The 20,102-nt window shown below is 60.2% G+C and carries 14 protein-coding genes; 8 read left to right on the top strand and 6 right to left on the bottom strand.

What is annotated here, in order from left to right:
- Positions 1 to 24: 24 nt before the first annotated feature.
- Positions 25 to 1,416 carry a signal recognition particle protein gene (ffh, locus tag QEP12_RS01380; protein ID WP_219162740.1) on the bottom strand — a complete coding sequence of 464 codons (1,392 nt, stop codon included), beginning with the start codon at positions 1,414 to 1,416 and terminating at the stop codon, positions 25 to 27.
- A gap of 268 nt (positions 1,417 to 1,684) precedes the next feature.
- Between ffh and QEP12_RS01375 the strand changes: the two genes are divergently transcribed.
- The 8 genes from QEP12_RS01375 (at position 1,685) to QEP12_RS01340 (ending at position 12,122) form a co-directional block, all read left to right on the top strand.
- Positions 1,685 to 2,500, top strand: a complete 816-nt coding sequence (locus QEP12_RS01375) for a cytochrome C assembly family protein (protein WP_174862848.1) — start codon at positions 1,685 to 1,687, stop codon at positions 2,498 to 2,500.
- A complete protein-coding gene (locus tag QEP12_RS01370; protein ID WP_174862844.1) occupies positions 2,497 to 2,727 on the top strand; it encodes a PP0621 family protein in 231 nt (76 codons plus the stop codon). The genes QEP12_RS01375 and QEP12_RS01370 overlap by 4 nt, the downstream gene beginning before the upstream one ends.
- Before the next feature lie 16 nt (positions 2,728 to 2,743).
- Positions 2,744 to 4,477, top strand: a complete 1,734-nt coding sequence (locus tag QEP12_RS01365; RefSeq protein ID WP_284213134.1) for a sensor histidine kinase — start codon at positions 2,744 to 2,746, stop codon at positions 4,475 to 4,477.
- A 7-nt stretch (positions 4,478 to 4,484) separates the two neighbouring features.
- Positions 4,485 to 5,951: a sigma-54-dependent transcriptional regulator gene (locus tag QEP12_RS01360; protein ID WP_174862846.1), complete on the top strand. Its 1,467-nt coding sequence runs from the start codon at positions 4,485 to 4,487 to the stop codon at positions 5,949 to 5,951.
- A complete protein-coding gene (gene ampD, locus QEP12_RS01355) occupies positions 5,935 to 6,540 on the top strand; it encodes a 1,6-anhydro-N-acetylmuramyl-L-alanine amidase AmpD (protein ID WP_174862847.1) in 606 nt (201 codons plus the stop codon). The genes QEP12_RS01360 and ampD overlap by 17 nt, the downstream gene beginning before the upstream one ends.
- Positions 6,541 to 7,053: 513 nt before the next feature.
- Positions 7,054 to 9,960 (top strand): ribonucleoside-diphosphate reductase subunit alpha, encoded by a 2,907-nt coding sequence (locus QEP12_RS01350; protein ID WP_284213133.1) that lies wholly within the window; start codon positions 7,054 to 7,056, stop codon positions 9,958 to 9,960.
- Between the two features lie 123 nt (positions 9,961 to 10,083).
- On the top strand, positions 10,084 to 11,169 hold the full coding sequence (locus QEP12_RS01345) for a ribonucleotide-diphosphate reductase subunit beta (RefSeq protein WP_284213132.1): 1,086 nt from the start codon (positions 10,084 to 10,086) through the stop codon (positions 11,167 to 11,169).
- 194 nt (positions 11,170 to 11,363) lie between these two features.
- The gene (locus tag QEP12_RS01340) at positions 11,364 to 12,122 is read left to right on the top strand and encodes a hypothetical protein (RefSeq protein WP_284213131.1); all 759 of its coding nucleotides are present in this window, start codon (positions 11,364 to 11,366) and stop codon (positions 12,120 to 12,122) included.
- A gap of 74 nt (positions 12,123 to 12,196) precedes the next feature.
- On the opposite strand, the gene QEP12_RS01335 is transcribed toward QEP12_RS01340, so the two are convergent.
- From QEP12_RS01335 to QEP12_RS01315, 5 genes are all read right to left on the bottom strand, one after another.
- Positions 12,197 to 14,281, bottom strand: a complete 2,085-nt coding sequence (locus QEP12_RS01335) for a hypothetical protein (RefSeq protein ID WP_284213130.1) — start codon at positions 14,279 to 14,281, stop codon at positions 12,197 to 12,199.
- A 281-nt stretch (positions 14,282 to 14,562) separates the two neighbouring features.
- A complete protein-coding gene (locus QEP12_RS01330; RefSeq protein WP_174862852.1) occupies positions 14,563 to 16,119 on the bottom strand; it encodes a methyl-accepting chemotaxis protein in 1,557 nt (518 codons plus the stop codon).
- A gap of 214 nt (positions 16,120 to 16,333) precedes the next feature.
- Positions 16,334 to 17,536: a DNA polymerase IV gene (dinB, locus tag QEP12_RS01325; protein ID WP_284213152.1), complete on the bottom strand. Its 1,203-nt coding sequence runs from the start codon at positions 17,534 to 17,536 to the stop codon at positions 16,334 to 16,336.
- A 63-nt stretch (positions 17,537 to 17,599) separates the two neighbouring features.
- On the bottom strand, positions 17,600 to 18,532 hold the full coding sequence (locus QEP12_RS01320) for a DMT family transporter (RefSeq protein WP_284213129.1): 933 nt from the start codon (positions 18,530 to 18,532) through the stop codon (positions 17,600 to 17,602).
- 322 nt (positions 18,533 to 18,854) lie between these two features.
- Positions 18,855 to 20,033: an alpha-hydroxy acid oxidase gene (locus tag QEP12_RS01315; RefSeq protein WP_284213128.1), complete on the bottom strand. Its 1,179-nt coding sequence runs from the start codon at positions 20,031 to 20,033 to the stop codon at positions 18,855 to 18,857.
- Positions 20,034 to 20,102: the final 69 nt, after the last annotated feature.

The following is a 20,102-nucleotide window of genomic DNA, read 5'->3' as shown; positions in this document are numbered from 1 at the left end:
TGACGGTGGTGAACTATTACAACGTCAGAACGGCAGCTTGGGCATGCCGCCACCGCCCATCATGCCCTTCATGGCTTTCATGCCCCCCATGCGCTTCATCATCTTCATGAGGCCGCCGCCCTTCATCTTCTTCATCATGGTCTGCATTTGCTCAAATTCCTTGAGCAGACGGTTCACCTCCTGCACCTGCACGCCCGCGCCGTCGGCAATGCGCTTTTTGCGCGTGGCCTTGATGAGGGCGGGGTGTTTGCGCTCTTTGAGGGTCATCGAGCAGATGATGCCTTCCTTGCGCTTGATTTCGCGCTCGGCCTTGTCCATATCCACCTGACCGGCCTTGGCCATCATCTCGCTGGGCAGTTTGTCCATCAAGTTCGACAAGCCACCCATTTGCTTCATTTGCTGCAGTTGCGCCAGGAAGTCGTTCAGATCAAAACCATCGCCGCTTTTGAGCTTTTCGGCCATCTTCTGCGCGGCTTCCATGTCCACGCCTTTGGTGACCTGCTCCACCAGCGCCACGATGTCGCCCATGCCCAGCACGCGCTGCGCATGGCGGCTGGCATCAAACACTTCCAAGCCATCGAGCTTTTCGGAGACACCGGCAAACTTGATGGGTGCGCCGGTGATCTGGCGCACCGACAGCGCCGCGCCACCGCGCGAGTCACCATCCAGCTTGGTCAGCACGATGCCGGTCAGCGGCAGGGCTTCCTTGAAGGCCTTGGCAGTGTTGATCGCGTCCTGACCCTGCATGGCATCGACCACAAACAGGGTTTCCACCGGGTTCAGGGTGGCGTGCAGGTCCTTGATTTCGGCCATCAACAGCTCGTCGATGGCCAGACGGCCGGCCGTGTCGACCAGCAGCACGTCGAAGTAATGCTTCTTGGCGTAGTCCAGCGCTGCCACAGCAATGTCGTGGGGCTTCTGGTCAGGGGTCGAGGGGAACCACTCGGCGCCAGCCTGGGCTGTCACGGTCTTGAGCTGTTCAATCGCCGCAGGGCGGTACACGTCGCCCGAAACCGTCAGCACCTTTTTCTTGCGCTTTTCAATCAGGTGCTTGGCCAATTTGGCCGTGGTGGTCGTTTTACCTGCACCTTGCAGACCAGCCATCAAGATGATGGCGGGCGGCTGGGCGTTGAGGTTGATGTCGGCAATGCCTTCGCCCATGGTGGCCGCCAGTTCGGCGTTCACAATCCCCACCAAAGCCTGGCCGGGCTTCAGGCTGCCCAGCACCTCCTGGCCCAGCGCCTTTTCCTTGACGCGTGCAATAAAGTCGCGCACCACGGGCAAGGCCACGTCCGCCTCCAGCAGCGCCATGCGCACTTCGCGCAGCATGTCTTGCACATTGGATTCGGTAATACGGGCCTGGCCACGCATTTCCTTGACGAGGCGCGAGAGTTTGTCGGTAAGTGCGGATGCCATAAGCGAGTGTGTCCGAAGAGAAAAGCATGCGCCGTATGCGGCTTGGCCACGGGGCCCGGCGCCTTGGGCAGGGGGCTGCGCTGCGCGCTGTGCCCGTGCTGCCCGCCGCGGGCAGCCCTGTACAAACAAGCGACCCATTCTACCCGCTGCCTCCGCGCCCTGCCCTGTAGCGGCACAGAGCACACAGACCCTACAAGCACGGAGAAGGCACAAGGCCAGCATGCAACAGCGCCCCCAGCGTCCAAGGCGGACAGCTATGATTACAGGCATGGAGTCTTCCACGCATTTTTTCTCCGGCACGCCCGGCTGGACCACGGCATTGGCTTTGGCCACCATCGCTGCCTACCTTGTCCCTGTATTGGGCGCACAACGCATGGCAGAAAACCATGCCCGCATGGGTATGCGCGCAGCATGGGTTTTGCATCTGCTCACCATCGCAGCAGGCTTGACGGCATCCCCTGCGCGCTTTGGCTTTGCCCCCGCACTTTCCATGACTGCATGGCTGATGCTGACCATGTATGCCATTGAGCAGCAGCTCTACCCCAAGATGCGTGCCGTGGGCGTGCTTTCGATACTGGGTGCGCTGGCGGTGCTGCTGTCCCAGCTTTTCCCCGGCAAACCGATGGCCGTGCATGCATCGGCGTGGCTGCCACTGCACTTGGCACTGGGCATCGCTTCGTATGGTCTGTGTGCCGCAGCCGTGGTGCATGCGGGATTGATGTCGCGCGCAGAGCGCCGTATGCGTGCCGCCACCAACGATGAAAACGGCATGCCCCTGCTGATGCTGGAGCGCCTGACGTTCCGCTTCGTCACCGCTGGTTTTGTACTGCTGACGGCAACGCTGCTGGCAGGCTGGTTATTTGGAGAGTCGCTGTATGGCCGGGCTTGGCACTGGGACCACAAAACCGTGTTCTCCTTGCTGGCTTGGTTTGCATTTGCAGGCTTGCTGATTGGCCGCTCGCGCTTTGGTCTGCGCGGGCGTCACGCAGTGCACTTGATTTATGCGGGCGCCGCCCTGTTATTGCTGGCCTACGCAGGCTCGCGCTTCGTTGTGGAAGTCGTCATGCTAGGACGCATGTCATGAAATATGTACTCGTTGCTCTGGTGGTCATCATTGCCATCGGCATTTGGCGCAACAACCGTCGCAAAGCAGCGGCTGCGCAGCCTTCCAGCAAGCCACGCTTGCGCCAGCCCGAAGATATGGTGACCTGCGCGCACTGCGGCGTGCATCTGCCCGCCAGCGACGCTATCACCAGCCCAGACCGCAGCCACTACTGCAGCACTGAGCACCGCCACCTCGGCCCTCGCTAGTTACCCCGTACCAGCCTTGCCTCAAGCCACCACACTCCCCCTGCAAAGTGCACGCCGGCTGTGGCAGGCCTTTCTCTCGGCCCGGGTACTGGTTGCGACGCTGCTGATTGCACTGCTTGCAACCCAGACATGGACATCCGCAGGGCTTCCGCAGAATGTGTATTGGCTGTGGTTGGTCACCACCGGCTACTTGGTGATTGCGCTGCTGGGCTGGGTTGTGCTGCACCACAAGCCTCCTGCCAGTTACTGGCGCTGGCCCTGGCTGCTGCTACTGGCATCTGACGTTGCCACCATCTGCCTCTTACAAGAGATGCAGCTGGGCAAAATGCATTACACGCCACTGCTCGCCCTGCCCATCCTCACCGTATCGGTGCTGGGCCATATGCGGCTGGCCCTGGCCACCACGGCCAGCATTACCCTGATTTTGCTGGGCATCGACATTTTTCATGCATGGCAGTGGGAGGGCATTTCTGGTGAAAGCTATATGCAGACTGCCTTGGTCTGCGCAGGTTTTTTTGCCGTGGCCTACCTGACTCGGCAGCTGGCACAGCGCCTGGCCTATCAAGAGCGGCAGGCGCGCACCAACCGCCAAGCAGCCCGCACCCAGACGCAAGTCAACAGCCTGATTGTGGCCAACCTCTCAGAGGGCGTGGTGGTGGTCGACAGGCACTATCAAGTGCGCATGGCCAACCCTGCAGCCTGTGAATTGCTGGGGCTTCCTGCGCCCCTCGGCCTGCATGACCTGCTGCATCCCGAGTGGCAGGCGTTGCGCACCATGGTTGACCAAACCTACGCCAGCAGCCAATCACTCAGCCAGCACATCCACCTGCTGGCAGTGGGTCAAAGCCCAACAGGCTTGTATGTACGCACCTGGCTCACCACCAGCATGGAAGGCGATAGCTGGTTGCCAGAGCTGGAGGGCGATGCCACTGATAGTGTGCTGGCCCCGCATGCTTGGCTGTGCGTCATGTTTTTGCATGACCTGCGTGAAGTCGAAGCGCGCCTGCGCACCGAGAAAATGGCGGCCATGGGCCGCATGTCTGCGGCTGTGGCCCATGAAATTCGCAATCCTCTGGCAGCGATTGTGCAAGCCAACGCTTTGCTGCAAGAAGAGTTGACAGAGCCCGCGCAGCAACGCCTGAGTCATATGGTGGAACAAAATGCGCAGCGGCTGGCGCGCATTGCCGAAGAGGTGCTGGACATTGCCCGCGTACAGCAGCAAATCCAGCACAGCGACTCACGCACCTTGGAGTTAGACGTGGAGCTTGCCAACATCTGGCAAGAATGGCGCCTGCAAAACAGCGGTATTTCTCACGGAATTTTCCAACCGCAAAGTGCGAATGCTTACGTCGCCTTTGACACGGAACATTTGCGTCGCGTCGTCGTGAACCTGCTGGATAACGCCGCCCGCCATTGCCAGGCACAACATGAAGACGCCCTGCAACTGCTGACCGGTGCAGGTGGTGAAGGGCATTTCTGGCTGCAGGTATGGAGCGAAGGTGCACCGCTGGAAGCCTCGGTGGAAAAACACCTGTTTGAGCCTTTTTTCTCGTCGCAAAGCCGCTCCACGGGTTTGGGGCTTTATATCTGCCGCGAACTCTGTCAACGCCATGAGGGCAGCATCAGCTACAGCCGCTGCGAACGACTCACGGCGCGCGGCATGCAAGCAGGTAATGCCTTCACCGTGCGCATGCGAGGCCGACTCCTGCACTCTGCCAACGCTTCCTTGTTTGATCCGATTGTGATGTGATCACCGTATGGGAAATTCTTCAGCCACCATTCTTGTTGTCGATGATGAACCGGATCTGCGCACGCTCTATGAGCTGACATTGCTGCGTGAAGGCTACCGCGTGGAAACTGCAGGCACCTTGGCGCAAGCCCGTGCGCATCTGCAAATTTGCCGCTTTGACGTACTGATTACCGACATGCGCCTGCCCGATGGGTTGGGCATGGAGTTGCTGCGGGAGTTGTGCGCGCAGCGCCGCAACGAACGCGCGATTGTGATGACTGCCTATGGCTCTGCGGAAAATGCCGTAGAAGCATTGCGCTACGGCGCTTTTGATTACCTCACCAAGCCCGTCGACCTGAAGCAATTTCGCACCATCGTGGCTTCTGCCGTCAGCCATGAAGCAGCGCGACCACCCGCACCTACGCCGCACAACGCCCCTCCGGCGGCGCACCGCCATGGGGGAGAAATTTTGTCGGCTTCGGCCGCGCTGGATCGCTTGGTGGGCACTTCAGCCGCCATACAACAGGTCAAGCAACGCATTCAAAAAGTGGCGCAAAGCATGGCTCCGGTGTTGGTGACGGGCGAGTCTGGCACCGGCAAAGAGCTGGTGGCGCGGGCCCTGCATGCATGCAGCCACCGTGCGCACGGCCCGTGGGTGGCCGTGAACTGCGGTGCCATTCCGGAGCACCTGCTGGAGGCCGAGTTTTTTGGTGCCCGCAAAGGCGCCTACACCGGTGCCACGGCAGACCGCGAAGGTTTTTTCAGCGCAGCACGCGGCGGTACTTTGTTTTTGGATGAGATTGGTGAGCTGCCGCTGGCCATGCAAAGCAAATTGCTGCGCGTGATCCAAGAGCGCCGTGTCCGCCCCCTGGGCACCACGCAAGAAGAAGCCGTCGATGTGCGGATTGTCAGCGCCACCCACCGCGACTTGGCGGCCGACGTGCACTCCGGCCACTTCCGCCAGGATCTGTACTACCGTCTGAATGTGATCGACATTGCCATCCCCCCGCTGCGCGAACGCCGCGAAGACGTGCCTACCCTGTGCACCGCGTTGCTGCAGCGTATTGCCGGCGAGGGCATGGGCAATCTGGTGCCCACGCTCTCTGACCATGTCTTGGCCCATCTGCAGCAGCAACCGCTGCACGGCAACGTCCGAGAGCTGGAAAACCTGCTGCACCGCGCCATCGCTTTGGATGAAGAGATGGCCCTGCCAGAAGCCGCTGGCACCGTGGTGCCCCCTGCTGTGCAGCACAGCCCCCTAAGCTGCGATGCCGACGAGCTACCCAGCGACCTACAAGCGTGGCTGGACCAGCAAGAGCGCAGCATTTTGATGCGGGCACTACAAAGCTGCGGCTTCAACCGCACGGCAGCTGCCGCACGGCTGGGCATCAGCCTGCGCCAAATGCGCTATCGGATAGCGCGGCTGCAAATTCCACTGTCACCCGATGAGGCGGAACCATCCAGCGACAATCCGCTGTATGACGCCCACCACTGACGCATCCCTGCCCACTTGGCAGCAAGGCTGGCTCTCGAGCGCCCTGCACCTGCCCTCCCCCAACTTCGGCCCGCGCCCTGAAGGGGTCGACATCAGTCTGGCCGTGGTGCACTCCATCAGTCTGCCACCCGGTGCATACGGCACGGGCTGCGTGCAGCAGCTCTTCACCAACCAGCTCGACTGGGACGCCCACCCCTACTTTCAAGGCATTCGAGGACTGCAGGTATCTGCCCACTTTTTCATCACGCGCCAAGGCGTGGTGTGGCAGTTTGTCAGCTGCGACGATCGCGCGTGGCACGCCGGCACATCACAGTGGTGCGGGCGTGAGAACTGCAATGATTTTTCGATTGGTATTGAACTCGAGGGCCTCGAAGGTGGGCAGTTTGATGTCCCCCAATACCAAGCCTTGGAGCACCTGTGTCAAGCCTTGGCTGCCCACTACTCCCTCACACACATTGCCGGGCACGAGCACATCGCACCGGGGCGCAAACAAGACCCAGGCCCGGGTTTTGACTGGGCGCACCTGCAGCAGCAGCTGCAGCACCTACCTGTGCAATGGCCCAGCACCGTGCCACCCAACAAGCCATAAAAAGAGAGCTACTTGCGCTCATCTATCAAGGCTTTGCAAAAGATAAAGCCACCAAACCCTTACCAAGAGCGCGCCAAGCGCTCTTTTTTTTATTTAACTCCTGAGCAGCCCCACTAAGTAAACACTACATATAGCGCTTTAACAAAAATCAAAACAACACATATAGCGCCACAAAGCCACCTGACGTTAAGGGGGTTATTCCTTTTTCCACACATACCGCGCCCCACACCCCGCAAGGCCTGCACGCCACTTTGGCCCTGTAATCCGCAGACAGTCGTGCTTTTTTCGCCCAGGCGCAGATGCCGCAACGCCTGGCGGCATGTCAACCGGGAAATTTGCGGAGTAGCAACAGCACACCAACACGCTTTTGTCACAGCAGACAAATACACTACCCCTAGTGTTTTTTATTTTTACAAACACCATGGGTAGCGCACAAAAACAGTGCGCAGCACAGTTTTTTTTGGGGTACTGCATTCCTTGGCAGTGCCCAGCCACCCGCACCAAGAGGCCCTCATGCAAGACGCGATGAACAGCTCAAACTCCGACTTGGCAACGCCGCGCACCCCGGGTGCCAGCAGCATTCCAGCCGTACTGGATCAATACCAAATCATTCGCCGCAGCGGTGATGTGGTGCCGTTTGCGCCGCAAAAAATTGCCATTGCTGTCACCAAAGCCTTTCTCGCGGTGCGTGGCCCACAAGGTGCGGCATCGGCCAGCATTCGCGAAACCGTCGAAGCCCTGACCAACGCCGTCGTTCGCGCGCTGCTGCGCTCGCGCCCCGAGGGCGGCACCTTCCACATCGAGGACGTGCAGGACCACGTAGAGCTGGCCCTGATGCGCGGCGGCCACCAAGATGTGGCCCGTGCCTACGTGCTGTACCGCGAAGCCCGCAACCATGAGCGCGCCGCCGCCAAGAAAAAGGCCGCCGAAGACGCCGCGGCCGCCGCAGCGCCCAAGCCCACCCTGCACGTGACCGACCACGGCCAACGCATACCGCTGGACCAGGACCGCTTGGAGGCGCTGATCACGGCCGCCTGCCACGACCTGAACGCCGACATCAGCCCCGCACCCATCGTGGCAGAGACCCTGCGCAACCTGTACGACGGCGTGCCCCTGGCCGAGGTCTACAAGGCCGCCATCCTGGCCGCCCGCACACTGATCGAGCGCGACCCCGACTACACCTACGTCACCGCCCGCCTGCTGCTGCACACCATCGTGCGCGAGGTGCTGGGCCGCGACGTGCAGCCGGCCGACATGGACGCGGCCTACGCCGAGAATTTCCCCGCCTTCATCGCCAAGGGTGTGGAGCACGAGCTGCTGAACCCCGAGCTGCTCCAATTCGACCTGCCGCGCCTGGGCGCAGCCCTGAAGGCAGAGCGCGACCAGCAGTTCGACTACCTGGGCCTGCAGACCCTGTACGACCGCTACTTCCTGCACGTGCGCAAGACCCGCATCGAGCTGCCCCAGTCCTTCTTCATGCGCGTGGCCATGGGCCTGGCACTGAACGAGGACGACCGCAACGCCCGCGCCATCGAGTTCTATGAGCTGCTGAGCTCCTTCGACTTCATGTCGTCCACGCCCACGCTGTTCAACAGCGGCACGCAGCGCTCGCAGCTGTCCAGCTGCTACCTGACCACCGTGCCCGACGATCTTGGTGGCATCTACGACGCACTCAAAGAAAACGCACTGCTGTCCAAGTTTGCGGGTGGTCTGGGCAACGACTGGACGCCGGTGCGTGCGCTGGGCGCCCGCATCAAAGGTACGAACGGCGAATCGCAGGGCGTGGTGCCCTTCCTGAAGGTGGTCAACGACACGGCCGTGGCCGTCAACCAGGGCGGCAAGCGCAAGGGCGCCGTCTGCGCCTACCTGGAAACCTGGCACCTGGACATCGAAGAGTTCCTAGAACTGCGCAAGAACACCGGCGACGACCGCCGACGCACGCACGACATGAACACCGCCAACTGGATCCCCGACCTGTTCATGCAGCGCGTGATGGAAAAGGGCCAGTGGACACTGTTCAGCCCTTCCGACGTGCCCGACCTGCACGACCTGTACGGCCAGGCCTTTGCCAAGGCGTACACCGCCTATGAAGCCCAGGCCGATGCAGGCGAGCTCAAGCTCTTCAAGCGCGTGCCCGCCGTGGACCTGTGGCGCAAGATGCTGTCCATGCTGTTCGAGACCGGCCACCCCTGGATCACGTTCAAGGATCCTTGCAACATCCGCTCGCCCCAGCAGCACGTGGGCGTGGTGCACTCGTCCAACCTGTGCACCGAAATCACGCTGAACACCAGCGCGACCGAGACCGCCGTGTGCAACCTGGGCTCGGTCAACCTGGCCCAGCACATCCGCGATGGCCAGCTGGACCACGACAAGCTGCGCAAGACCGTGCGCACCGCCATGCGCATGCTGGACAACGTGATCGACATCAACTACTACGCCGTGGACAAGGCGCGCGACGCCAACCTGCGCCACCGCCCCGTGGGCCTGGGCCTGATGGGCTTCCAGGATGCGCTGTACGCCATGCGCACGCCGTATGCCAGCGACGCGGCGGTGGAGTTCGCTGATGCGTCTATGGAAGCCATCTGCTACTACGCCTACTGGGCCTCGACCGAGCTGGCCAAAGAACGTGGCACCTACTCCAGCTACCAGGGTTCGCTGTGGTCCAAGGGCATCCTGCCGCTGGACTCGCTGAACCTGCTGGAGCAGGCGCGCGGCGGCTACGTCGATGTGGACCGCAGCACCCGACTGGACTGGGAGGCGCTGCGCGCCAAGATCGCCCAGGATGGCATGCGCAACAGCAACTGCGTGGCGATTGCGCCCACTGCCACCATCTCCAACATCGTCGGCGTCGATGCCTCGATCGAGCCCTCGTTCGGCAACCTGTCGGTGAAGTCCAACCTGTCGGGCGAGTTCACCATCATCAACCAGTACCTGGTGCGTGACCTGAAGCAGCTGGGCCTGTGGGACAGCGTGATGGTCATGGACCTGAAGCACTTCGACGGCTCGCTGCGCGCCATCGACCGCGTGCCGCAGGACCTCAAGCAGCTGTACGCCACGGCCTTCGAGGTGGAGCCCACCTGGCTGGTGGAAGCCGCTGCACGCCGCCAGAAGTGGATCGACCAGGCCCAGAGCCTGAACATCTACATGGCCGGTGCCTCGGGCAAGAAGCTGCACGACACCTACATGCTGGCCTGGCTGCGCGGTTTGAAGACCACCTACTACCTGCGCACCACCAGCGCCACGGCGGCCGAAAAGTCGACCATCCAGAGCCGCGCGCTGAACGCGGTCTCCCCCGCCGCGGTCGAGACCTCCAGTGCCCTGGACCGCGCCGCCGCCGCCGCACGGGCCAGCACCGGGGCTCCCGCCACGGACGTGAAGTTCTGCGCCATCGACGACCCGGGCTGCGAGGCCTGCCAGTAAGGCACCCATTGATTTCATAGCAGCCAGCGCGCAGACCACAAAGTCTTTCAAGCCTCATCGCTTGAAACCTTTGTCTGCACTGCGCAGCCAGCTCACTTTTTTGCAGATTGCAGGGAGTACGACATGCTGACTTTTGATGACGAGATTTCGTCCACCACCCACCCCAACCACACCACATCGGCCAGCACGCACCAGCGTGTGAATGCCGCCGACAAGCGCATCATCAACGCCAAGACCGACGTCAACCAGCTGGTGCCCTTCAAGTACAAATGGGCCTGGGAGAAATACCTTGCCACCTGCGCCAACCACTGGATGCCGCAGGAGGTAAACATGACGCGCGACATCGCGCTGTGGAAGGACCCGAACGGACTGACCGACGACGAGCGCCGCATCGTCAAGCGCAACCTGGGCTTCTTCACCACGGCCGACTCGTTGGCTGCCAACAACATCGTCCTAGGGACTTACCGCCATATCACGGCGCCCGAGTGCCGCCAGTTCCTGCTGCGCCAGGCCTTCGAGGAAGCCATCCACACTCACGCCTACCAGTACATCGTGGAGTCGATCGGCCTGGACGAAGGCGAGATCTTCAACGCCTACAACGAGATCCCGTCGATCCGCCACAAAGACGAGTTCCTGATCCCCTTCATCGAAGCGATCATGGACCCCCACTTCCACACCGGCACGCCCGAAACCGACCAGACCCTGCTCAAGTCGCTGATCGTTTTTGCCTGCCTGATGGAGGGCCTGTTCTTCTACGTCGGCTTCACGCAGATCCTGGCCCTGGGCCGCCAGAACAAGATGGTCGGCGCGGCCGAGCAGTACCAGTACATCCTGCGCGACGAGTCCATGCACTGCAACTTCGGCATCGACCTGATCAACCAGCTCAAGCTCGAAAACCCCCACCTGTGGACACCCGAGTTCAAGGCAGAAATCAACGCCCTGTTCCGCAAGGCCGTGGACCTGGAATATGCCTATGCCGAAGACACCATGCCACGCGGCGTGCTGGGCATGAACGCCTCGATGTTCAAGGGCTACCTGCGCTACATCGCCAACCGCCGCGCCACACAGATCGGCCTCGAAGAACTGTTCCCCGGCGAAGAAAATCCGTTCCCCTGGATGAGCGAAATGATTGATCTGAAGAAGGAACGTAACTTCTTTGAGACACGCGTGATCGAATACCAAACCGGTGGCGCACTTTCTTGGGATTAAGTCGCTATAAAACCTCGCAAACCCATGCGATGGAATTCATAATGCGCCCATGCCATCACAAATTATTTTTACAGGTGATGGCATAGGGCGTTTGTGTGTCCATGCGTCAAACCACTCCACGTCGCAATGGCTCGTGATCGCTCGCGAAGTTCGATCACGCAAACGCTGTGTGCAAATTGATGAAGGAGAAAACGATGGCAACTGCAAAGAAAGTGGCTGATAAAAAAGCTGCACCCGTAACCAAGACCGAAGCTGCTAAAAAAGCGGCTCACGCCAAGAAGGTAGCAGCACCCAAGGCCGCTGCGCCTGCCAAGAAGGCTGCTGCACCTAAGGCTGCCGCTCCTGCCAAGAAGGCTGCTGCACCTAAGGCTGCCGCTCCTGCCAAGAAGGCTGCTGCACCTAAGGCCGCCGCTCCTGCCAAGAAGGCTGCTGCACCTAAGGCTGCCGCTCCTGCCAAGAAGGCTGCTGCACCTAAGGCCGCTGCGCCCGCCAAGAAGGCTGCTGCACCTAAGGCTGCCGCTCCTGCCAAGAAGGCTGCTGCACCTAAGGCCGCTGCGCCCGCCAAGAAGGCTGCTGCGCCTAAGGCTGCCGCGCCTGCCAAGAAGGCTGCTGCACCTAAGGCCGCTGCGCCTGCCAAGAAGGCTGCTGCGCCTAAGGCCGCTGCGCCTGCCAAGAAGGCTGCTGCGCCTAAGGCCGCCGCGCCTGCCAAGAAGGCTGCTGCGCCTAAGGCCGCCGCTCCTGCCAAGAAGGCTGCTGCGCCTAAGGCCGCTGCGCCTGCCAAGAAGGCTGCTGCGCCTAAGGCCGCTGCGCCTGCCAAGAAGGCTGCTGCACCCAAGGCTGCCGCTCCTGCCAAGAAGGCCGCTGCGCCTGCAGCAGAAACCACAGCGGCAGTGGCAAAGACCGTGTTGGCACCGCAAGCCGCATGGCCCTTCCCTACAGGCAACAAGCCCTAAGCACTGCACACCACCAAGGTATACACACCTTGGTGAGCTGCCAATAAAAAACCGGCTCCTGAGAGCCGGTTTTTTTATGTGCGCTGCGGTGATGTCGGCACGGGTCTTTCCCAAGGCCAATCATCACGCAGCGCAATCGCATCCGCATAGACTGCATCTTGTTTGCGCACCCACAGTCCCACAGGACTTTGCTTGAGCACATCCAACTGCGCACCTTCCCAGCGCATAGGAGCGATCACATGCTGCGCGGTCTGCACAGCCCCCCCGTCTTCCAGCGCGGGCATTTCTGCGTCTGACCACTGCACGCCTTGCTGTGCATCCCAAAGCTGCAACACAGGCATGTATGCCCGCAGCTCCAGCGTCCACACTTCGTGCTTATGGGGACGCAACCAATGCAGCTTCCAATGGTGCGGCTCGCCTTCTGCGCCTCGCGCCAGCCACTCCAGCGATAGCCAACCATCCCCCGCATGGTGCGGACAAGCACTGGGCCCCACACCACAGAGCACTGCGCCAGACTGTGTCACGAGCACGCCTTCGCAACGTGCTGCTTGGGGGCGCCAGTTGTTGCTCATCTGATTGTGCAAACCACCCCACCACCACAGGGCTTCTCGCGCAGCAGGCTGGCGCCAAACATAGTCGCCATCTGCGCAGGGGTGCTGTACCTGGTGCACCTCGCGCCAACGCGGCAGCAGTTGCCACACGCCCTGCGCATTCACCGCGATATCACGCCACTCATAGGCCGGCGTCCAGCCATTTTTGGTCAGGTTGGTTTCATCCGCCACTTGCAAAGGCCAGCGCCACAAACCGCTGCTGGCCAAATTGCTGTTATCGGGCCCACATCCCACCATGACCAGAAGCTGCGCATGTCCTTCCAACACATGAGGGCGCATACGCAGTACTGGCAGGTTCATTGCGATGGCATACAGCTGCTTCCCATCCCACACCCACGGCACAGGCTTGCCGCCCTGCAAGGGAGAGATGCCCCAAGGGCACAAAATCGCCCAACGCCCATCCACCACCACGTGCTCTAACTCCCACAGCCCGGGCAACTGTTGCTCGCCGCATTGCACCGAATACGCCGCCGTGGCACCTGACTGATCCTGGGCTTCATGCACCAGATTCCAGGTTAAAAACTGACCGGCCACAGGCACACTTTGTGCCGTCCAGCGTGCAGGCTGGTGCAAATTGCGGCGCCACAAAAATTGGCGCACTGGTATTTTTTTGAGCAGCAAGCGCCCGTCATCACGGTGCTTGGATGGCGCATACAGCTCACTCATGACACAGCTCAGGCTGCGGCCATCGTGCAAACGCTCCAGCGCTGGCGTGTCCATTTCCATGCGTTGCAGCAGATCCATGTCATCCCAGCTCAGCGGTGGCAACGCAGAGCCTTGCTCATCTGGCCAATACAGCGCAACCGACCAAGGTTTGCGATCTGGTGGCAACCACTCTGACCATTGCTGCCCGCCAAACGTCACGCTCCAAACGCCCAGTCGCAAGCCCGTTTTTCGCACATCATCCGCCACCGGATAGCCATAGCAGGCAAAGGCCTGCCCATCAGGGCGCCACACCAAAGGACTCTTGCCATCAATGATCCAGGAATGCGCCTCGCCATTGAGCTGCAGTTGCCAGTACGGATGGAGCAAAGGCTCTAAGGGATTTTCCAGCGCCCGCAGTGATTGCGGCCAATGGCGCTGCACACTCACTTGCACCACGGCATTGTCTTGCGCAGGAAGCTCCGGGGGCATGGCTTGCGCCTCCGCAGACACGCAATCTGCAGGTATCCACAAATCACAGACACCCACCAGGGCCTGCGCTTTGCTCCCGACGTTTTTATGGAGCCACGCTTCAAAAGCGGTTTCTGTCAGCACATGGTGGCCTTCTGCAGCAACGCCGTTGCCGCCTGCGCCTTCACCACTCCAATGGGGCAGTCGCCAGTGCAAGTCATCGACCTGCCCGGCCTCCGACACACTCAACACCCATGCGCGGCGATTTTTTCTGTCAATCAATCGAGGGGCGGAGTCTCCGTAAGAGCCGGTGCGAATCCAGCGACCATCAAATGAAGTGTGGAAATCAGACTCCCATACATGCGGCAAGTAAACGCCATCACTGCACAGCACATCACCATAGATAGGGCCCCCGACGCCACGTTCTCCCCGCATGCGAAACTTCACTTCGCTATTGATGGTGGGCGAAACCTCTGGCTCTGGCTCCGGTTTCGACGCCGCAGCCGCAACTCGGCCCTTTGCGCGAGGGGTAATCTGTTTCTTAGGACGAGAACTTCGAAGACCCAACAACAGTAGCGCAATGATCGCCAAAACGATGAACAAGACTTGCATCCCTGCATGCTAACTAAGCTTGCTGCTTTATCGCGCTGATTTTTTGCGCGCAGGGGCATAAAAAAAGCAGCCATTAGGCTGCTTTTGCGCTGCATGTCTTGCGATCACACATTGAAAAATGCCACCGAACGCTGCAAACGCGATGCATGGGTGTGCAGTGCATCCGCTGAGCTGGACGACTGCTCAACCATGGCCGCGTTTTGCTGTGTCATGACATCCAACGAAGCAACGGCTTCATTGACCTGCGCAATACCAATCGATTGCTCACGGGTCGCCAAGCTGATTTGGTGCACCAATTCGCTCACACGCTGCACGGCATCGACCATGCCATCAATGGTTTTGCCTGCTGCCTGCATGCGTGCATTACCGTCATTGATGCCTGCCACTGTGTTGTTGATCAGCCCCCCAATTTCCTTGGCCGCGGTCGCACTGCGCTGCGCCAGTGCGCGCACTTCGCCCGCCACCACGGCAAAGCCACGCCCTTGCTCACCAGCCCGGGCTGCTTCCACGGCGGCATTCAATGCCAGCAAATTCGTCTGAAAGGCAATGCTTTCAATCACGCCGATGATCTCCCGCATGCGGGTGGACGATTGGCGGATACGCTCCATCGCTTCGCCCACCTCTTGAATCGCCTCTCCACTGCGGCTCACCACGGCCTTGCTCTGGTTGCTTTCTTGCTCCATCTGCTGCGCGGTATCGGCGGTTTGCAGCACCGTGCCAGTAATTTCTTCTATGGAAGCCGCTGTCTGCTCCAGGTCCGTGGCCTGTGATTCCGTGCGTTTGGCCAAATCCAAACTGCTGAGCGAGATTTCTTTGGACATGGTGTTGAAGCCTTGCACCTCGGTCAGCACATCACCCACCACAGCGCGCAGGTTGATTTGGATTTGCTGCAGACGGGCCATCAAAGTACCTACCGCACCCGTGTAGTTGTGTGCATGGGTGCTGGTCAAATTACAGCTGGCCATTTGCGCGGCCCACATATTGGCCTCTTCAATACCGCTGACACAACGCGCCTGAAAGCGCCAGGCAATCCATGCGCTGCCCAGCAGCAATGCCGCCAAGCGCAGCCCCCACGCCGCCACGCCTTGCCAGCCCAGCACATCAGGCAGCATGGTGAGAGCCACCACCATCATCAGCATGATGACCATGCGCGCCAGCAAGCCTACATCGCTGCGCTGCGCCCACAAACCGCGCACACCCAGACGGCGCACCTCTCCGCCACGCAAACGCAAGGTTTCTTGGCCGGATTGCGCTTGCGCATTCATGTCTGCATACAGCGCTTCGGCAGCTTCTATGTCTTGCACGCTGGGCTTGGTGCGCACCGACAAATAGCCCTGGGGCTTGCCCCCTTCCATGATGGGGGTCACGTTAGCCCGCACCCAATAGTGGTCGCCATTGCGCCGACGGTTTTTCACAATGCCCGTCCACGGATAACCGTGGGCAATCGTTCGCCACATATCTTTGAAGGCGGCAGCAGGCATATCGGGGTGACGAATCAGGTTGTGGGGCTGCCCGATCAAGTCTTCGTATTCAAACCCGCTGACACGCGCAAATGCGGGGTTGCAATGGGTAATTTCGCCCTTGGTGTTGGTCACAGAGACCAACAATTCATCACCCGGGAAATCGTAATTATTTTGTGTAACGGGGAAGTTGGCTCGCACTAGATTCTCCAGACTGACAAGCCTGATGGCATTAAAAACACACCTTCAGGGAATCCAAAGATCATCCCATAACCAGATTGCATTTGCTGACAATTGACTATTCCAGTTTCCCAGGCTGCACCTGCATTAGCCACAAAGCAAACGCTCACCATCCAAACCGCTCGTCGCTTTTGTGACATTTTTTTGACGCACCACAAAGCTTGCAGGCCACGAATTAGTCAAACAGCGGCAGTGACCACAAGTCCCCCTTCGCACCAGCCTTTCGCCCGCTGCCCAGCACCTCCCCCTGTGCCTGTTGCTTGGTGGCATCCCAATGCACCAGTCCCCCCACACGCACCCCCAGCAATCGAATGCTCTGCTCCAGCGGCACACGCTTTAAGCATTGACCAGCCACACGCCGAATGGCTGACGCTTCTTGGGTGAAGGTATCCACCGTAATTTCACGGGTCACACTTTTGAAATTGGCATAGCGCAGCTTCACCCCAATCGTGCGCCCCGCATAGCCTTTGCGCTGTAAATCGTCCGCCACGCGCTCACACAGCTGGGTGAAGATGGCGGTGAGTTCCGCCCTGTCATCGCGGGCGTGCAAATCGCGTGCAAAAGTCGTCTCGCGGCTCATGCTGACTGGCTCACTTTCTGTGACCACGGGGCGTTCATCCAGACCATGAGAAGCCGCATGCAGCCATGCCCCATATGCCTTGCCAAAGTGCTGCACCAGCCAGGGCAAAGGCTGTCGTGCCAAATCGCCAATGCTCACGATACCCAGCGCCTCTAATTTCGCACCAGCTTTAGGTCCGATGCCATTGATTTTGCGACAGGGCAGCGGCCAGATCTGTGCTTCCAAGTCCTGCGGCTGCAGCACAGAAACGCCTTGCGGCTTGTTGAACTCGCTGGCCATCTTGGCCAGCAGCTTGTTGGGTGCCACACCCACCGAGCAGGTCAGCCCCGTGGCCGCAAAAATAGCTTGCTGCAGCTGCATGGCCAGCACACGCCCTCCTTCGGCTTGGCCGCCGGGCGCGTGGGTGAAGTCGATGTACACCTCATCAATACCGCGGTCCTCCATCACCGGGGCCGTGGCAACAATCACTTCTTTGAAAGCGCGTGAGTACTGGCGGTAACGCACAAAATCAATGGGCAGCAAGATGGCCTGCGGGCACAGCCGGGCGGCTTTCATCATGCCCATGGCCGACCCCACCCCAAACTGGCGCGCTGCGTAGGTCGCCGTGGTAATCACCCCCCGGCCCACATACCGACCCAGTCGCGGGAATGCATCCACAGGGATTTGCTCCAGCGCGCCCCATTGCGCCAGCAGCTGCGCTTCATGCTCGGCGCTGTGGCGGCTGCCACCGATGACAACAGGCAAGCCTTTGAGCTGCGGGTAGCGCAACAACTCCACAGATGCAAAAAATGCATCCATATCGAGGTGGGCAATACGGCGGGGCACAGCAGGCGAGGTCACCCCGCTATTGTGAAAGAAGCTTTACAGCCCTTGCAGACAAATCAGCACAAGGCCCAGCACCATCAGCGCCATTCCAACTTTTTCCACTGCACTGAAGTTTTCACTGAACAGCCGGCGCGAAACCAAGTAGCTGAACACCACCTCCACCATGCCCAGCGTGCGTACCGCTGCCGCACTTTGCATGGCATAGGCCGTAAACCACGCCAGCGATGCCGCTGCCCCCATGGAGCCCGCCAGCAGTGAAACCCGCCACGCGCGGAAGATGGGCATGATGCCTTGCGGCGTTTTCAGCGCCACCCAGGCACCCAGAAAAATACTTTGCAGCGTTTGCGCCACCAGCACCCCCCAGCCGCCTGACAGCCACGGCGTGGCTGCATTCAGCGCCAGCGCGCCGCCGCGAAAACCAATCACCGCAATCGCAAAGCACGCCCCGCACAGCAGCCCATACAAAGCCGACTTGCTCATCCATGCTTGCAAAGAAAAAATCTGCCCCCGCGGCGGCAGCGTTAACAGCAGCACCCCTATGGTGGCCACCACCATGGCCACCAGCGCCCATGCGGTGGGCAGCTCATGCAAGAACACCGCGCCAAACAGGGCTACCTGCAAAATTTCGGTTTTCGACAGCGTGACGGCGACTGCAAAGTTGCGCTCTTTCATCGCCAGCAGCAACGCCACGGTCGCTGCCACCTGAAAAAATGCGCCCAGCCCAATCCAGCCGAAATAGGCGGCGCTCCATTGCGGCACGGCCGGCGCTTGCGCAGGCAACACATACAGCAGCGCCACAAACACTGCGGCAAACGGCAGGCCATAAAAAAAGCGCACCAAGGTGGCAGACAGCGTGCCCAGCTGCTGCGTCAGCGCGCGCTGTGCGGTGTTGCGCACCGTTTGTGCCACTGCAGCAAACAGCGTAAACGGCACCCACAACCAAGCGATTTCTTCCAAAGACAATGACATACCCACAATCACCAAGCAGCACCCGCGCTGTGCCTGCAGCATAGCCACCGCCTTGCGATTGCGCCCCACACATTGGCGAGGGTGGGCGCTGTCGTCAGCGATGTGCTGCACAGGCATGCATAAAAAAAAGTAGCTGCCACCGCTTGATAAACCAAGCTTTCCCATACCAAAGTATTGGAAAGTCTTTATTTACATACGCTAGCAGCTACTGTTTTATAACTACATACGCACTGCCATGGCATGCCTATGGCGTGCTCATGGCGTACACATCGGGCGCATCAACCCACCCTGCAGGCCCTGCACAACGCAGGCAAGCGCTGCGTTAAGCGGCTGGAAAAGGTTTGGGGTAGGTACCGGGCACCAAAATTTCTGTGTCCACCTGGTTGATATTGGTATGTCCACAAAAAGCCATTGTCGTGTCCAGCTCTTTGTGAATGATGCTCAAGGCCTTGGCAACGCCCGCTTGCCCAAAGGCCCCCAGAGCGTACAAAAAGCTGCGCCCAATCAAGGTGCCTTGCGCGCCCAGCGCACGGGCTTTCAGTACGTCTTGCCCGCTGCGAATGCCCCCATCCATCCACACTTCGATGTCTTTGCCAGCGGCCTCCACCATGCTGGGCAGGGCTTCGATGGACGAAGGCGCACCGTCCAGCTGGCGCCCGCCGTGGTTGCTCACCACCAAGGCATCGGCACCCGTTTGCGCAGCCAGCCGCGCGTCTTCAGCGTCCATCAAGCCTTTCAAGATCAGCTTGCCACCCCAGCGCTTTTTGATCCACTCCACATCGCTCCAATTCAACGTGGGGTCAAACTGATCGGCTGTCCACGAAGCCAACGAACTCATATCGGACACGCCTTGGACATGGCCCACGATGTTGCCCATGAAGCGCCGCTGGGTGCCCAGCATGCCCAGACACCAGCGCGGCTTGGTGGCCAGATTGAGCAGATTCTTCAGCGTAGGTTTGGGCGGTGTGGAAAGACCGTTCTTGATGTCCTTGTGGCGCTGGCCCAGGATCTGCAAATCCAGCGTGACTTGCAAGGCCGAGCAGTTGGCCGCTTTGGCGCGGTCAATCAGGCGCTCCATAAAGGCTTTATCGCGCATCACATACAGCTGGAACCAAAACGGGTGGCGCTCGGTGTGCTGTGCAATGTCCTCCAGCGAACAAATGCTCATCGTCGACAGCGTGAAAGGAATGCCAAACGCCTTGGCCGCCTGGGCGGCCAGAATTTCACCATCCGCGTGCTGCATGCCCGTCAGGCCCGTGGGCGCAATCGCCACGGGCATGGCCACATCTTGCCCCACCATGGTGGTGCGCGTGCTGCGCCCTTCCATGTTCACCGCCACACGCTGGCGCAGCTTGATTTTCTGGAAATCATCTTCGTTGGCGCGGTAGGTGCCCTGGGTGTACGAGCCCGAATCGGCATAGTCATAAAACATGCGCGGCACGCGGCGCTGGGCAATCACGCGCAAGTCTTCAATACAGGTAATTTTGGACAGGTCAGCCACAGGTCAGCCCTTCTTCATTCAGTCATTGCAGTCAGGGCGCATATCGTAGTGCGTCGTCATGCACTCCAT

The sequence above is a fragment of the Comamonas jiangduensis genome (genome assembly GCF_030162955.1).
Classification (GTDB): Bacteria; Pseudomonadota; Gammaproteobacteria; order Burkholderiales; family Burkholderiaceae_C; genus Comamonas; species Comamonas jiangduensis.
Note: the sequence above shows the minus strand (reverse complement) of the source record. Positions and strands in the feature narration are given on the sequence as shown.